Below are 15493 nucleotides of genomic sequence, written 5' to 3'. Positions count from 1 at the left end.
CGTAAGCATGAAAATCAGTGATGGAAACTGGCTTATCCAACCGGGCCTTAACGTGACGTATCCGGTGCAGGTGTTCGACGTGGAGCAGCAGGGCAATGACCTGGTGGTGTACGTGGCGCCGCGTGACGTGCGCGAACGCACCTGGCAGCTCGACACGTTGATGTTCACGGTGCGCCTGTTTGCTCCGCAGGAGGGGATTATCGGGGTGCGCATTGAGCACTTCCAGGGCGCGCTGAACAACGGCCCGCACTATCCGCTGAACGTCCTGAAAGACGTGAAGGTCGGGATTGAAAACAACGCCGAATTTGCCGAGCTGAAAAGCGGCAGCATCAGCGTGCGCGTCACTAAAGGCGAGTTCTGGGCGCTGGACTTCCTGCGCAACGGCCAGCGCATTACCGGCAGCCAACTGAAAAATAACGGCTACGTGCAGGATACCAACACCGACCGCAATTACGTGTTTGAACGTCTGGATCTGGGCGTGGGAGAAACGGTCTACGGCCTGGGCGAGCGCTTCACCGCGCTGGTGCGCAACGGTCAGACGGTCGAAACCTGGAACCGCGACGGCGGCACAAGCACCGAGCAGTCTTACAAAAACATCCCGTTCTACCTGACCAACCGCGGCTACGGCGTGCTGGTAAACCATCCGGAAAACGTGTCGTTCGAAGTCGGCTCCGAGAAAGTCTCCAAGGTGCAGTTCAGCGTGGAAGGGGAATATCTGGAGTACTTTGTGATCGACGGCCCGACGCCGAAAGAGGTGCTGAACCGCTATACCCGCTTCACCGGGCGTCCGGCGCTGCCGCCTGCATGGTCGTTCGGCCTGTGGCTGACCACCTCGTTCACCACCAACTACGACGAAGTGACGGTTAACAGCTTTATCGACGGCATGGCCGAGCGCGACCTGCCGCTGCACGTCTTCCACTTCGACTGCTTCTGGATGAAGGCCTTCCAGTGGTGCGATTTTGAGTGGGACCCGGTGACCTTCCCGGATCCGGAAGGCATGATCCGCCGCCTGAAAGAGAAAGGGCTGAAGGTCTGCGTGTGGATCAACCCGTACATCGGCCAGAAATCGCCGATCTTCCGGGAGTTGAAAGAGAAGGGCTACCTGCTCAAGCGCCCGGACGGCTCCCTGTGGCAGTGGGACAAATGGCAGCCGGGGCTGGCGATCTACGACTTCACCAACCCGGACGCGTGCCGGTGGTATGCGGACAAACTGAAAGGCCTGGTGGAGATCGGCGTCGACTGCTTCAAGACCGACTTCGGCGAGCGTATCCCGACGGAGGTCCAGTGGTTTGACGGTTCCGATCCGCAGAAGATGCATAACCATTACGCCTACATCTACAACGAACTGGTGTGGAACGTGCTGAAAGAGACGGTGGGAGAAGAAGAGGCGGTGCTGTTTGCTCGTTCTGCCTCCGTCGGGGCGCAACAGTTCCCGGTACACTGGGGCGGCGACTGCTACGCCAACTATGAGTCGATGGCCGAAAGCCTGCGCGGCGGGCTGTCGATTGGCCTGTCCGGCTTCGGGTTCTGGAGCCACGATATCGGCGGGTTCGAAAACACCGCTCCGGCGCACGTCTACAAACGCTGGTGCGCGTTCGGGCTGTTCTCCAGCCACAGCCGCCTGCACGGCAGCAAATCCTACCGCGTGCCGTGGGCGTACGATGACGAGTCCTGCGACGTGGTGCGCTACTTTACGCAGCTGAAATGCCAGCTGATGCCGTACCTGTATCGTCAGGCTGTGCTGGCGCGCGAGTCCGGCACGCCGATGCTGCGGGCGATGATGCTGGAGTTCCCGGACGATCCGGCGTGCGATTACCTCGACCGCCAGTACATGTTGGGGGATTCAATGATGGTGGCGCCGGTGTTCTCCGAGGCGGGCGACGTGCAGTTCTACCTGCCGGAAGGGCGCTGGACGCACCTGTGGCACAACGACGAAATTCAGGGTAGCCGCTGGCATAAGCAGCAGCATGATTTCCTGAGCCTGCCGGTCTATGTGCGCGACAACACGCTGCTGGCGCTGGGTAACAATAACCAGAAGCCAGACTATGCGTGGCACGAGGGGACGGCCTTCCAGCTCTTCAACCTGAGCGATGGCGCAACGGCGGTGAGTGAAGTGCCTGCGGCGGACGGTTCTGTAGTGTTTGCGCTGAAGGCGTCACGTCAGGGCGACGTCGTGACCTTTACCGGCGCGGGAGATGCGCAAAACTGGTCGGTGTGCTTGCGCAACGTGCAGAAGGTCGGCGGCGTAAAAGGCGGTTCACATGTGGGCAGCGAGTGGGGGGTGGTGGTGAAAGCCGAGGGGGATGAGGTGGTGGTTCACCTCTGAGCTGGAAAAATGCCCGGTGGCGCTTCGCTTACCGGGCCTACATTAGATCGTAGGCCGGGTAAGGCGAAGCCGCCACCCGGCTATTTACTGTGCCGGAGCCACCGTCGACACCATCCCGCCGGTCATCGTCTGTTGCACCTGCCGTTTATCCATATTCACCGCGCTCAGCTTCCCATTCACCGTCGGCTTCAGCGGCGCATTGGCCTGCACGCTTCCGCTGGCGGTGAGCTGAATATTGCCGTCGCCTGCAATCGGCAGCGCTGGCCAGCCCCACTGCTGCAAAACGTTGAGTGGTACACCGCGCCCGTTCAGGCTCACGGTGGTTAGTCGCTGTGGCAGCTGTGACACGGTGGCGGTTGCTTCCAGGATCCCTTTCTCGGTAAAGGCGCTCAGATCGGTAATATTTACCGTTGCGGCGTTGGCATTCAGCGCCAGCGACGGGCGACGCACGTCGACGCGGTTAAAGGTTGCTGCCGCCCCGTTGAGGGTTGCGTTACCGCCCCACACGCCCCACTTGTGATCCTGCGCCAGCCGCAGATTAGCGCCATAACCGTCGAGGGAGGTGATCTGCCACGGGAACGCCGGATCGATGTCGATCACCAGGTTGCGGCTCAGGCCGAATTTTTTCAGCGTTACGCTGTTCAGCCATGCCGGGAGCGGGTCCATCCACAGCGTTTTCCAGTTTTCCGGAAGCGTATATTCCAGCCCGGCAATGGCAACGTCGTCCAGCACCAGCGCCTGACCCTCGCGCAGCCAGTTGCCGGAGGTGCGCACCATGCCTCCTTCCCAGCGGGAGGTGAACTGACGCAGCGCAATGCCCTGCGGGGAGAATTCCGCATTCAGGATAGGGTCAAACAGATGCAGCGAGCCGTAGATAAATTCGCTGGCGTTCATGGATAACCGTCCCTCCTGGCTTTGCCAGTCACCTTTACTCAGGGTGAGGTTACGCAGGCTGAGATCAAGGTCGGTTACCGCCCAGTCTGGCCCCTGTAGACGGGCATCGGTCACTTCCAGCCGCCCAATCTGTAACGAAGGCAGGGTGGAGAGAGGGGCGAAGAAATCCAGCAGCGATTTGTCGCTTTGCAGGCGGATCTCATTCAGACGCAGGGTGTTGATAACCCAGCCACCGTCGGCATTACGCAGAGCCGAGCCCGTCAGCGAGCCGCGCGCCATATCGGCACCGATGGTATTCAGCACCACCTCTTTGCCGTTGAGTTGTCCCTGAATCAGCACGTTGTTGGCCGGTATGCCGTTGAGCGTGAGCGACCCGGCGCTCATCTGGATTTGCGCATTTTTTCCCAGTACGTTCCCCGCCTCGGGCTGCCACGGGCTGACGCCGCCGGTCACCTTTTGCGCACTGAGATCCCACTCCGTATTCGGGCTGTTAAAGGCCATGTTATTCAGTTGCAGACGGTCGGCCTGGAACGGCAGCGGCGCCGTCTGCGGCGATAAATTCAGCGTGCCATCGAACAGGGTGATGGCATCCATATGCAGCGGGTCGGTGATCTGGCGGCTGCTTAAGCCAATATCCACTTTTTTAGCGACCAGCGTGGCCGGTTTGCCATCTCGTCCGAAGGTAACGTTCTCCAGAAGGATGTGAGAAGGGGATGAAAAGCGGTGATCCATCAGGTCAAAGTTGAGCTCGTAATCGGTATTCACCGTGATCCAGCTGCTGACCTGCGATGCGCCCCAGCGGGTCTGGAGCAGAAAATAAAAGGCGAGCACTACAATGAGCAGGGCTACCAGAAGATAGATAAGCAGCTTTCCAATAAATTTCATGGTCTTCCTTCCCGCGAAACGCACATAAGGGTGTTATGCACGATTTATGCGCAATGCTCAAGGCGGGAATGGTGTAAAGAGATGTCACGGCAGGCATTGACAGCCTGCCGTGTGGGGATCAGTTCTTTTCAGGCGGGAAAATGAGATTCAGCACAATAGCGGTAATACCGCCCGCGGCGATGCCGGAAGAGAGCAGGTTTTTCACCCAGTCAGGGGCAAACTGCAAAATCATCGGCTGCTGGGAGACGCCAAGCCCTACGGCGAGAGACAGCGCAATAATCATGATTGCGCGGCGGTTCAGCGGCTCGCGGGAGACGATACGCACGCCAGAGGCCGCGATGGTACCGAACATGACCAGCGTCGCGCCGCCCAGCACCGGCTCAGGGATGTGCTGCACAAAGCCGCTTACCGCCGGGAACAGGCCGAGGACCACCAGCATCAGCGCCACCACGAAGCCCACGTAGCGGCTGGCCACGCCGGTCAGCTGGATCACGCCGTTGTTCTGGCCGAAGCAGGAGTTCGGGAAGGTGTTGAACACCGCCGAGACAAACGAGTTCAGTCCGTTCGCCAGCACGCCGCCTTTCAGACGTTTCATGTACAGCGGGCCGGAGACCGGCTGCTCGGACACGTCGGAGGTGGCGGTGATATCGCCAATGGTTTCCAGCGAAGTGATCATAAAGACCAGCATCAGCGGCAGGAGAAGACTCCAGTCAATGCCCAGGCCGTAGTAGAGCGGCGTTGGCACGGTAATCAACGCGCTGTTGGTTGGGGTGGTGTTTTCCGGCAGCATGCCCAGCGCCCACGCCAGCAGGTAACCGGCCGCCATGGCGATCACCAGCGATGCCACGCGCAGGTACGGGTTACGCTGGCGGTTAAGCAGAATAATGATCGCCAGCACGACGCCTGCCAGCAGCAGGTTTTTCGGCGCGCCGAAGGTATGGTCGCTCATTGCCGCGTAGCCGCCCCCGATGGAGGTCAGACCCACCTGGATCAGTGACAGGCCGATAATCATCACCACCACGCCGGAGACCAGCGGGGTGATCACCCGGCGCGCCAGGTGCAGAACGCGGGAAATGATCATCTCTGTGCAGCTTGCCAGCATCAGGGTGCCGAAAAGCGCCGCCATCATCGTCGGGACATCTGCGCCGCCGGTTTTCAGTGCCGTACCGCCCATGATCAGCGGCGCCACAAAGTTAAAGCTGGTGCCCTGAATCGACAGCAAACCCGAGCCCACCGGACCCCAGGCTTTAATTTGAATGATGGAGGCCACGCCGGAAGCGAACAGAGACATACTGATGATGTGTTGCGTATCCTGCGCCGGTAACCCCAGCGCCTGGCAAATCAGCAGAGCCGGCGTGATGACCGCAACGAACATCGCCAGCAGGTGCTGGCAGGCGGCAAACAGGGTTTGAGGCAGCGGGGGACGATCTTCAAGGCGGTAAATCAGTTCGCTGTTTTGCTTCTGCGCAATCGGTTGCGCATCAGCAGACTCCAGAGTGTTAACAGACATCGGCGGCAATCCCACGGTGGAAAAGCGGGCATTTTAGCTGACCACCTGGTAAAAGCAAACGATTGCCAGCAAAAAAAAGAGAGAAAATCTGCCGGTGTGAGCAAGTTTTCTACAACGAACAGGAAAAAAAAATTACACTTTTCGCGCCGGCGGCTCATGACGAGCATCACCCGGCCCAGGATAACGCCGCGTGTGTATGGAACACGCGCATAACAGGAGCCTTTTATGATTCATCTCGATACGTTGTCGACCCTTGTTGCCGCAACGCTGGTTCTTCTGCTTGGTCGCAAGCTGGTACACAGTGTTTCCTTTCTGAAAAAGTACACCATTCCTGAACCTGTCGCCGGTGGATTGCTGGTGGCGCTGGCCCTGCTGGTGCTGAAAAAAAGCATGGGCTGGGAAATCGATTTTGATATGTCCCTGAAAGATCCGTTGATGCTGGCCTTCTTTGCTACTATCGGCCTGAACGCTAACCTCGCAAGCCTGCGTTCGGGCGGCAAGGTGCTGGGCGTGTTTCTGATTGTTGTGGTGGGCCTGCTGCTGATGCAAAACGCCATCGGCATCGGTATGGCGTCGCTGCTGGGGCTGGATCCGCTGATGGGTCTGCTGGCGGGGTCGATTACCCTGTCAGGTGGCCACGGAACGGGCGCGGCGTGGAGCAAGCTGTTCATCGAACGCTATGGCTTTGAAAACGCAACGGAAGTGGCAATGGCCTGCGCGACCTTTGGCCTGGTGCTTGGCGGGCTGATTGGCGGCCCGGTGGCGCGCTATCTGGTGAAACACTCCACCACGCCGGAAGGCAGGCCAGACGATGAAATGGTGCCGACGGCATTTGAAAAACCGGACGTTGGCCGCAGCATCACCTCGCTGGTGATGATTGAAACCATCGCCATGATTGCCATCTGCCTTACCGTGGGCAAAATCGTTGCGCAATGGCTGGCGGGAACGGCTTTCGAACTGCCAACCTTTGTCTGCGTGCTGTTTATCGGGGTGATCCTGAGCAACGGTCTGGCGCAGATGGGCTTCTACCGCGTCTTTGAGCGCGCAGTGTCCGTGCTGGGGAACGTCAGCCTGTCGCTGTTCCTGGCGATGGCGCTGATGAGCCTCAAGCTGTGGGAACTGGCCTCGCTGGCGCTGCCGATGGTGGCGATCCTGGCGGTGCAGGCCGTGTTCATGGCGCTGTATGCCATCTTTGTTACCTGGCGCATGATGGGCAAAAACTATGATGCGGCGGTACTGGCTGCGGGCCACTGTGGGTTTGGTCTGGGAGCGACGCCAACGGCCATCGCGAATATGCAGGCGATCACCGAACGGTTCGGCCCGTCGCACATGGCGTTTCTGGTGGTGCCGATGGTGGGCGCATTCTTCATTGATATCGTCAACGCGCTGGTCATTAAGCTCTACCTGATGCTGCCGATGTTTGGCTGACCGTCAGGCGTTGGAATACCGCTCGGTTTCCGGCATCCAGCGTTCAATTAACGCTGCCGCCTGTTCGGGGTAGCGTTCATGAATATGACGCGCAAGGCGTTGTACTTCGGGGATCATGGCCTGATCGCGCAACAAATCCGCCACTTTAAATTCGGCGTTACCCGTCTGACGCGTGCCCAGCAGTTCGCCCGGGCCGCGGATCTCCAGATCTTTTTGCGCAATGACGAAGCCGTCATTGCTGTCGCGTAATACCTGCAAACGCATCTGCGCGGTTTTCGACAGCGGGGCTTTGTAGAGCAGCACGCAGTGAGAGGCGATCGCGCCACGGCCCACGCGGCCTCGTAGCTGGTGGAGCTGCGCCAGGCCCAGGCGCTCCGGGTTCTCAATAATCATCAGGCTGGAGTTCGGCACGTCCACGCCCACTTCGATGACCGTGGTCGCGACCAGCAAATGCAGCTCGCCCTGTTTGAACGACTGCATCACCGCCTGCTTCTCGGCAGGCTTCATGCGCCCGTGAACCAGACCGACGTTCAGCTCCGGCAGGGCGAGCTTTAACTCTTCCCACGTGGCTTCGGCAGCCTGCGCTTCCAGCAGCTCAGACTCTTCAATCAGGGTACAGACCCAGTAAGCCTGACGTCCTTCGTGGGTGCAGGCGTTGCGCACGCGGTCAATGATGTCGCTGCGGCGCGTGTCCGGAATGGCGACCGTTGTCACCGGCGTACGGCCCGGGGGGAGTTCGTCGATGGTGGAGGTATCCAGATCGGCGTAGGCCGTCATCGCCAGGGTGCGCGGAATCGGCGTGGCGGTCATGATCAGCTGATGCGGGTGGAAGCCCTGTTGCAGACCTTTCTCCCACAGCGCCAGACGCTGATGAACACCAAAGCGGTGCTGTTCGTCGATAATGACCAGCGCCAGGCCGTTAAACTGCACCTGTTCCTGGAAAATGGCGTGCGTGCCGACAATCATCTGCACCTGCCCGCTGGCAATGGCTTCCTGCTGCGCAAGGCGCGCTTTGCCCTTCTGCTTCCCGGCCAGCCAGCCCACTTCAATTCCCAGCGGGGCGAACCAGTTCCGGAAATTGTTGGCGTGCTGCTCGGCCAGCAGTTCCGTCGGCGCCATCAGCGCCACCTGCTTACTGTGGGCGATGGCGCGCAAAGCGGCCAGCGCGGCGACCAGCGTTTTCCCGGAACCCACGTCGCCCTGCACCAGGCGCATCATCGGCACATCCAGCGCCATATCGCGTTCGATCTCGGCAGTCACCCGCGCCTGGGCGCCGGTGGGTTTAAACGGCAGTGAGGCCAGCAGCTTATCTTTGAGCTCATCACGCTGGCTTAATGGCTGCGCGTGGAAGCGCTGCGCTCCTGCGCGCAGAGCCAGCATGCTCAGGTTGTGAGCCAGTAATTCCTCAAGGATAAGACGCCGTTGGGCGGGGTGTTTCCCGCTCTCTAAATCAACAAGCTGAAGCGTTGGCGGTGGACGGTGCAGGGTGCGCAACGCATCCGGCAGGCTCATCATGCCCTGCGCCAGCTCCGGCGGCAGCAGCTCGTTAATGGCGCAGGTATCAAGCAGCTCCAGCGCCTGGTCGGTGAGCTTGCGCAGCGTAGCCTGCTTAATGCCTTCAGTGGTTGGATAGACCGGCGTGAGCGTCTCCTGTAGCTCAGGTGAGCTGAGATCGCCCTGCACGCGGTATTCCGGGTGGATCATCTCCGCGCCGTATTTGCCCCGTTTGGCTTCACCGTACGCAAGTACGCGTCGTCCAGTGGCAAGGCTGTTTTTCATTGCCGCATTGAAGTTGAAAAAGCGCATGGTGAGAATGCCGGTGCCGTCGCTGATCTGGCAGGTCATCATCCTGCGTCCGCCAAAGGTGATGTTGCAGTTCAGCACTTCCCCTTCAACGGTGGCGTAAATAGCGGGCAGCAGATCGCCAATCTTATAAAGCTGAGTACGGTCTTCGTAGCGCAGGGGGAGGTGGAGCAGGAGATCCTGCACGGTGTGCAGGCCTATCTTCGCCAGTTTACTGCTTTGTGCCGCGCCCACGCCCGTCAGGCTGTTAAGCGGTATGGCGTCCAGCAGGCGGCCTTTCATGATTTACCCCGCGTACTGCATGGTGGACCACCACTCGGCATCGGCTTCAATTTCGCCCTGCGCGTTGACGTGGGGGTAAGGCAATTTCTTCTGCTTCGCAACGCGAGCCAGCACCGGATAGCCACCTTCAAACAGCAGGCGCTGCTGCTCCTCTTCCGGCAGCATGCTGTTGCTGCGCTCGTACATTCCGGCATTCTGACGCTGGCGCTGCGCTTCATACAGGATCAGCGCCGAGGCGACCGACACGTTGAGTGACTGGACCATGCCGATCATCGGAATGATGATGTCCCGGTCGGCCAAATCCAGTGCTTCCTGCGTGATCCCCGTTTTTTCCTGGCCCATTAAAATGCAGGTTGGACGGGTGTAGTCGATCTCACGGAAATCCACGGCTTTAACAGAGAGGTTGGTTGCCAGAACCTGCATGCCACGCCCTTTCAGGTGCGAGACCGCTTCACCAATAGTCTGGTGAGTTTTCACGGATACCCAGCTGTTGCTGCCTGCGGCGGTGGAGGCCATGGTACGCATACGTGCGCCTGGCCAGACGGCGTGGACTTCATGCACGCCGACGGCATCTGCGGTGCGGACGATAGCAGAGACGTTATGAGGTTTATGGACCTGCTCCATGCAGACCGTCAGATCAGGCTGACGCCTGGCGAGCATTTCGCAGATTCGCTCGTAACGTTTTGAATTCATAATGCTAGTTTCGGTTACGGGTGACTTTAATGACATCCGGCATCACGCGGATCTTGCGCATAATATTGGCCAGATGCACACGGTCACGGGCGGTCAGGCGAATAAAGGCGCTATAAACGCGGCCATCTTTTTCTTCCGTATTCAGGCTTTGAATGTTGGACGAGGCCGTGTTGATCGCTGCCGTCAGGTTCGCCAGTGCACCCTGGTGGTTGAACATATCCACCTTGATTTCAGTGATAAATTCCTGCGCCGTCTCTTTATCCCACTCGACCGCCATGAACTTCTCTGGCTCTTTCTGATAGCCACGGATGTTACGGCAGGATTCATGGTGGATCACCAGCCCTTTACCTGGGCTGACGTGCGCAATAATCGGGTCGCCCGGGATAGGACGGCAGCATTTGGCGAAGGTGATGAGCACCCCGTCAGCGCCTTTGATCGGCAGGTGACCATGATTTTGCGTGGTGGCAGGAACGGCTGTCGTTTCGCCTTGTTGCAGATTCTTCGCCACGACCACGCTCATGGCGTTGCCGAGACCAATCTCTGCCAGCAGGTCATCCAGCGAGGCGAGCTTCATACGCTCCAGCTCATGCTGAATGTTTTCTGGCGGGATCTCTGCCAGTTTGCGGCTGCCACCCAGCGCGTGATTGAGCAAACGACGCCCAAGGCTAACGGAGTCGTCGCGCTTGAGGTTTTTCAGCAGCTGGCGGATTTTTGCGCGCGCTTTTGAGCTCACGACAAAGTTCAGCCAGGCGGCGTTAGGACGTGCCCCCGGCGCGGTAATGATCTCCACCGTCTGTCCGCTGAAAAGCGGCTGCGACAGCGGATAAGGCTGCCTGTCGACGCGGGCACCTACGCAGGCATGGCCGATATCGGTATGCACGGCGTAAGCGAAGTCGACCGGTGTCGCGCCCGCAGGCAGTTCGACAATGCGCCCTTCCGGCGTGAAAACGTAAATCTCATCCGGGAAGAGATCGGATTTAACGCTCTCGATAAATTCAAACGAGCTACCTGCGCTCTGTTGCAGCTCCAGCAGGCTCTGCATCCAGCGCTGGGCGCGGATTTGCGCGGTGGTGCTGCTTTCGCCGCCGTGCTCTTTATAAGCCCAGTGCGCCGCGACACCCATCTCAGCCATTTGATCCATATCTTCGGTACGAATCTGCACCTCAACAGGGACACCGTGCGGGCCAATCATGGAGGTGTGCAAAGACTGGTATCCGTTCGCTTTTGGAATGGCGATGTAATCTTTGACGCGCCCCGGACGCGGCTTGTACAGGCTGTGCATCTGCCCCAGCACGCGATAACAGGTGTCTGAATCGTGGACGATGACGCGGAACGCGTAGATATCCATAATCGAGTGAAAACGCTGCTCTTTGAGCACCATTTTGCAGTAGATAGAGTACAAATGCTTTTCGCGACCGCTCACGCGGCACGGAATGCCCGCTTCCTGCAAACGCCCTTCGATTTCAGAGAGGATCTTTTGAATCATCTCTTTACGGTTACCGCGAGCGGCTTTCACCACCTCTTTAATCACGCGATAGCGGTTCGGGTACAACGCCTCAAAACCCAGCTCTTCCAGCTCGGTTTTAATGTGATGAATACCTAAACGGTGCGCCAGCGGACTGTAAATTTCGAGGGTTTCACGGGCGATGCGGCGACGTTTATCCGGGCGAAGTGAGCCCAGTGTGCGCATATTGTGGGTGCGGTCAGCCAGTTTGATGAGAATGACGCGGATATCCTGCACCATCGCCATGATCATCTTGCGGAAGTTTTCGGCCTGCGCCTCTTTCTTGTCGCGGAATTTCAGCTTATCAAGCTTAGAGACCCCTTCCACCAGCTCGGCAACGCTTTTGCCAAACAGCTGTTCCATGTCCTGGTAGGTGGCAGGGGTATCTTCGATCACGTCGTGCAGCAGGGCGGCCATCAGCGTTTCGTAGTCGAGTTTCATCTCGGCCAGAATACAGGCCACCGCTACCGGGTGCGTGATATAGGGTTCACCGCTTGAACGTGTCTGGCCCTCGTGAGCGTCACGTGCAACGAGATACGCCTGCTGAAGACGCTTAATCTGGTCTTCAGGCAGGTAGGTTTGAATCAGTTGATTCAGGCTTTCAAACAGATACAAGGGCGACCCGCAGGTTTAATTAACGACGACCTTCAGCAATAGCGGTAACAGCTTGTAATTCAGCGGCTTCCTGCTCTTGCTGCTCCTGGCGCTCACGCACGTCGAGGATCTGGTTGTTGATCAGACCTTCTTCGATTTCGCGAAGTGCAATAACGGTGGTTTTATCGTTTTCTTCCGGTACCAGCGGATCTTTACCGCCTACCTGCATCTGACGAGCGCGACGCGCGGCGACCAGCACCAGGTCAAAACGGTTACCAATTTTCTCTACAGCGTCCTGAACAGTTACGCGTGCCATACTTAAAATGCTCCACAGGTGAAGAAATGACTGGGCATGATACTGAAAGTGGGTTCAGTCTGCCAACAGTTTGGTGATTAATGCGTCATGTCGCTGCTTCTGGCGGCTCATACGCAGACGTTCTGCGCGAAGGATAGTTTTGAGATCGCTCAGCGCGGCATCAAAATCATCATTCACAATAAGGTAATCATATTCCGCGTAATGGCTCATTTCTGCAACTGCCTGCGCCATACGCTTCGCGATAACTTCTTCGCTGTCCTGGCCGCGACCACGCAGGCGGCGATCCAGTTCATCTTTCGATGGCGGTAAAATAAAGATACTGCGCGAATCAGGCATTTTCTTACGAATTTGCTGCGCGCCCTGCCAGTCGATATCCAGGAACACGTTCACGCCGGTCGCCAGTACCTGCTCAATGGTTTCACGCGAAGTACCGTAGTAGTTACCGAAAACTTCTGCGTGTTCAAGAAACGCGTCTCTGCCAATCATCGCTCTGAATTCGTCGTGATTCACAAAGAAATAGTGTTCACCGTGCACTTCACCCGGACGCGGTGCTCGCGTGGTGTGAGAAACAGAAACCTGCGTATCGTACAACGGTTGGGTTTTTAACAGTGCCTGAATAAGGCTGGATTTACCCGCGCCACTAGGGGCAGAAACAATATAAAGCGTGCCTTGAGCCATGAGAGTCTTTTGTATGTGTTAACGAAGAAGTCCTACATACGGGCTTATTATACACGTCGCCGCTGTGTGACGTAGCCTTTGTCACACTTTTTCCCCTGGATGATTAAATTTTGCGTGCCGTTTTCAGCTTTTACCTTCTTTTTGCTGCAATAAAAACAATGCGCTGAAGCGCGCTCGTAAAATGCAATTTTGTAGCTGGTCTGCGGCTCACGGGCAGGGTATACCCTTCGCAAAACAGGGAGGGGTAATAATGGTGAAATGGATAAGCATACTGATGATCTTCTTAAGCAGCGGGGCGATGGCTATTTGCCCGGTCTGGTCACCGGCTAAAGCCGGGCAGGAGATCGCGGCCCTGAAGGCGCAGCTGACCCGCTGGAATGAAGATTACTGGAAGCAGGGCCGCAGCGAGGTGAGCGACGACGTTTACGACAGGCTTAACGCCCGCTTAAAACAGTGGCAGCGCTGTTTTCACGATGAACCGCTGCACGACGATCTTCCAGCCGCCAGTGGGACGGTGAAACATCCCTTCGCCCATACCGGCGTGCATAAGGTAGAAAGCAAGCAGGCGCTTAGCCGCTGGATGGCGACGCAGCAGGATCTCTGGGTACAGCCAAAGGTGGATGGTGTTGCGGTCACCCTGGTCTACAAAAACGGCAAGCTGGTGCAGGCGATTAGCCGGGGCGACGGCTTACAGGGGGAAGAGTGGACGGCACAGGCGCGAATGATCCCCGCTATTCCGCAAACGCTGGCCGGGCCGCTTGCCAACAGCGTGTTGCAGGGTGAACTTTTTCTGCTGCGCGACGGGCATATCCAGCAGCGGATGGGGGGGATGAACGCGCGTGCGAAGGTAGCGGGGGCAATGATGCGCGCGACCGATCGCGCAGCGCTGAAGCAGACAGGCATTTTTATCTGGGCCTGGCCGGACGGCCCAAAAGCGATGAAAGCACGCCTTTCCGCGCTGGCGGAGGCAGGTTTTACCCTGACGGCCCGCTATACCCTGCCGGTTAAAAACGCGGCTGATGTGGAAGCGCAACGGACGGCCTGGTTTAAGGCTTCGTTGCCCTTCGCCACGGATGGCATTGTGGTTCGCGCCTCGGCAGAGCCGCCGGGCGAGGAGTGGCTGCCGGGGGAAGGGAGTTGGATCGTCGCATGGAAATACCTTCCTGTGGCCCAGGTGACGGAAGTCAAAGCGATTCACTTTACCGTTGGCCGTACCGGGCGGATCACCGCGATTGCGCAGCTTGAGCCGCTGATGCTCGACGATAAACGCGTACAGCGCGTCAGCTTAGGGTCGGTTAACCGCTGGCAGAGGCTGGATATTGCCCCCGGCGATCAGGTGCTGGTAAGCCTGGCGGGACAAGGTATTCCCCGGCTGGATAACGTGGTGTGGCGCAATGTGGATCGCCGTAAACCGCAGCCGCCCTCATCGCGCTATAACGGCTTAACCTGTTTCTATGCCTCCCCGGAGTGCATGGAGCAATTTTTTGCCCGGCTGACGTGGCTAAGTTCCAGGCAGGCGTTAGATATCGAAGGAATGGGCGAATCAGGATGGCGGACCCTCTATCAGGCGCATCGGTTTGAGCACCTCTTCTCCTGGCTACAGCTCACGCAGGCGCAGCTCACCGCGACGGCGGGGATATCGGCATCGCATGGCGCTGCGCTGTGGCATCAGTTTAACCTGGCGCGGGAGCGACCTTTTATCCGCTGGATCACCGCGATGGGAATACCGCTGGCCCGGTCGACGCTCAAGGCGGCAGGGGATCGCACCTGGCAGGAGCTGATTCAGCGAAGCGAAGCGGAGTGGCGGATGCTGCCGGGTGTCGGGCAGGAGAAGGCCCGCCAGATCGTAAACTGGCTGCATCAGCCTCAGATTGATGCCCTGGCAAAATGGCTGGCCGCAGAGCACATCGGTGGATTTTAATCTGCGTGCGCTCCTGAACAGACTGGCGAGGGGGCACACTTCCGCTGCCGTGAATAGCGTATTTATGAGACGCGGTTTATATACGCAATAATTATGAATATAAATGAATTATTCATGGTAAATATATTTTGAGGAAATATTATCCCTGAACCCAATTTCAGAATTTGCTCTGCTTGCGTTTTTATTTTCTTTGAGAGAACGGCTTAATTGATCTCAATCACTATTAATCGAGAGCAATAGCCGGGAATGAAGGAGTTATAGGCAATGCAGCCTGAGTATTGTTCGTATTTTTGCTTTTAATTTCAGTTGTTTAACTATTTTATTAATAATATGTTGAGTGTTTTCTGGTTAACAATTAGTCATATTTATTCTGCCGGAAATCATTGCGTCAAATTATTATAAGAATTATCTTATCCAAAATTTTTAAGGTAGTTACCGCTGGGGTGCATTTCGCATCACTCTGCGTTTTCCTTTCTTTTTGCGCCCCGTGAGGGGGTTAACTATCTGAACTCCAATTGAAGCAATTAAGGGTACCGAAATATATCCTGGCGGTTTATATGCGCTGGTGTTCAGAGCCCAGGGCTTTTACATGGATGATTTTCCGTCCCTGTCGGGCCGGAATTCAGCCCCGGGCTTTATGCCCGTTAACCGGGACCTGG

The 15493-nt window shown here is 57.6% G+C and carries 10 protein-coding genes; 3 read left to right on the top strand and 7 right to left on the bottom strand.

The features are described 5' to 3' along the window. The first annotated feature begins 7 nt into the window (after positions 1-7). Positions 8-2326 carry an alpha-xylosidase gene (yicI, locus tag SK62_RS20515; RefSeq protein ID WP_047718474.1) on the top strand — a complete coding sequence of 773 codons (2319 nt, stop codon included), beginning with the start codon at positions 8-10 and terminating at the stop codon, positions 2324-2326. 84 nt (positions 2327-2410) lie between these two features. Here yicI and SK62_RS20510 read toward each other — a convergent pair whose 3' ends face one another. After that, complete coding sequence (locus SK62_RS20510) at positions 2411-4105, bottom strand: AsmA family protein (protein ID WP_047718477.1); 1695 nt, start codon at positions 4103-4105, stop codon at positions 2411-2413. Positions 4106-4223: 118 nt separating this feature from the next. Continuing rightward, positions 4224-5615: a xanthine/proton symporter XanP gene (gene xanP, locus SK62_RS20505; protein WP_015570053.1), complete on the bottom strand. Its 1392-nt coding sequence runs from the start codon at positions 5613-5615 to the stop codon at positions 4224-4226. Between the two features lie 225 nt (positions 5616-5840). Between xanP and gltS the strand changes: the two genes are divergently transcribed. After that, positions 5841-7043, top strand: a complete 1203-nt coding sequence (gene gltS / locus SK62_RS20500) for a sodium/glutamate symporter (protein ID WP_006812438.1) — start codon at positions 5841-5843, stop codon at positions 7041-7043. Between the two features lie 3 nt (positions 7044-7046). Here gltS and recG read toward each other — a convergent pair whose 3' ends face one another. From recG to gmk, 5 genes are read right to left on the bottom strand one after another with little or no spacing between them, the layout of a single operon-like run. After that, entirely contained in the window at positions 7047-9128 is a 2082-nt protein-coding gene (gene recG / locus SK62_RS20495; RefSeq protein WP_047718479.1) for an ATP-dependent DNA helicase RecG, read from the bottom strand. A gap of 3 nt (positions 9129-9131) precedes the next feature. Further along, positions 9132-9821 (bottom strand): tRNA (guanosine(18)-2'-O)-methyltransferase TrmH, encoded by a 690-nt coding sequence (gene trmH / locus SK62_RS20490; RefSeq protein ID WP_047718480.1) that lies wholly within the window; start codon positions 9819-9821, stop codon positions 9132-9134. A 4-nt stretch (positions 9822-9825) separates the two neighbouring features. Continuing rightward, positions 9826-11940: a bifunctional GTP diphosphokinase/guanosine-3',5'-bis pyrophosphate 3'-pyrophosphohydrolase gene (spoT, locus tag SK62_RS20485; RefSeq protein WP_003860921.1), complete on the bottom strand. Its 2115-nt coding sequence runs from the start codon at positions 11938-11940 to the stop codon at positions 9826-9828. 19 nt (positions 11941-11959) lie between these two features. After that, positions 11960-12235, bottom strand: a complete 276-nt coding sequence (gene rpoZ / locus SK62_RS20480; protein WP_000135058.1) for a DNA-directed RNA polymerase subunit omega — start codon at positions 12233-12235, stop codon at positions 11960-11962. A gap of 54 nt (positions 12236-12289) precedes the next feature. Next, the gene (gene gmk, locus SK62_RS20475; protein WP_006177710.1) at positions 12290-12913 is read right to left on the bottom strand and encodes a guanylate kinase; all 624 of its coding nucleotides are present in this window, start codon (positions 12911-12913) and stop codon (positions 12290-12292) included. 250 nt (positions 12914-13163) lie between these two features. Between gmk and ligB the strand changes: the two genes are divergently transcribed. Next, positions 13164-14834, top strand: a complete 1671-nt coding sequence (gene ligB, locus SK62_RS20470) for an NAD-dependent DNA ligase LigB (protein ID WP_017693972.1) — start codon at positions 13164-13166, stop codon at positions 14832-14834. The last annotated feature ends 659 nt before the right edge of the window (positions 14835-15493 follow it).

This window comes from Enterobacter sp. BIDMC109, from assembly GCF_001037885.1.
Taxonomy (GTDB): Bacteria; Pseudomonadota; Gammaproteobacteria; order Enterobacterales; family Enterobacteriaceae; genus Enterobacter; species Enterobacter hormaechei_C.
Note: the sequence above shows the minus strand (reverse complement) of the source record. Positions and strands in the feature narration are given on the sequence as shown.

Excerpts from the sequence above, each read along its gene's own strand:
- ligB (WP_017693972.1), top strand. The coding sequence starts at position 13,164 with ATGGTGAAATGGATAAGCATACTGATGATCTTCTTAAGCAGCGGGGCG.
- rpoZ (WP_000135058.1), bottom strand. The coding sequence starts at position 12,235 with ATGGCACGCGTAACTGTTCAGGACGCTGTAGAGAAAATTGGTAACCGT.
- xanP (WP_015570053.1), bottom strand. The coding sequence starts at position 5,615 with ATGTCTGTTAACACTCTGGAGTCTGCTGATGCGCAACCGATTGCGCAG.
- gltS (WP_006812438.1), top strand. The coding sequence starts at position 5,841 with ATGATTCATCTCGATACGTTGTCGACCCTTGTTGCCGCAACGCTGGTT.
- gmk (WP_006177710.1), bottom strand. The coding sequence starts at position 12,913 with ATGGCTCAAGGCACGCTTTATATTGTTTCTGCCCCTAGTGGCGCGGGT.
- trmH (WP_047718480.1), bottom strand. The coding sequence starts at position 9,821 with ATGAATTCAAAACGTTACGAGCGAATCTGCGAAATGCTCGCCAGGCGT.
- yicI (WP_047718474.1), top strand. The coding sequence starts at position 8 with ATGAAAATCAGTGATGGAAACTGGCTTATCCAACCGGGCCTTAACGTG.
- recG (WP_047718479.1), bottom strand. The coding sequence starts at position 9,128 with ATGAAAGGCCGCCTGCTGGACGCCATACCGCTTAACAGCCTGACGGGC.
- SK62_RS20510 (WP_047718477.1), bottom strand. The coding sequence starts at position 4,105 with ATGAAATTTATTGGAAAGCTGCTTATCTATCTTCTGGTAGCCCTGCTC.